We start from the raw sequence: 312 nt of genomic DNA, 5'->3' as shown, positions 1-312 counted from the left end.
CGCCTTCCGGGGATGCCCACCGCGCGCGCGGTGGCGCGGTTCGTGGAGAAGCCGGACGCCGAGACAGCGGCCGCGTACCTGGCCACCGGAGCCTTCTCCTGGAACGCGGGGATGTTCGTCACGCGGGCCGACGTCCTGCTCGGGCACCTCGAGCGTCTCCACCCACCGCTGCACGAGGGACTGCGGACGATCGCCGCGGCCTGGGACACCCCCCGTCGAGACGAGGTCCTCGACGAGCACTGGCCGCGCCTCACCAGGATCTCGATCGACCACGCGGTCGCCGAACCGGTGTCGCTCGACGGCGGCGTCGCG

1 protein-coding gene is annotated in these 312 nt (G+C 73.4%); it reads left to right on the top strand.

Annotated features, from left to right (window positions below; genetic code table 11):
- Positions 1-12: 12 nt before the first annotated feature.
- Positions 13-312 (top strand): sugar phosphate nucleotidyltransferase (locus D9V41_RS17235; RefSeq protein ID WP_279432369.1); only part of this gene is annotated, 300 nt, incomplete at its 3' end.

Origin of the sequence: Aeromicrobium phragmitis (assembly GCF_003674095.1) — a bacterium.
In the GTDB taxonomy this organism is placed as follows: Bacteria; Actinomycetota; Actinomycetes; order Propionibacteriales; family Nocardioidaceae; genus Aeromicrobium; species Aeromicrobium phragmitis.
Note: the sequence above shows the minus strand (reverse complement) of the source record. Positions and strands in the feature narration are given on the sequence as shown.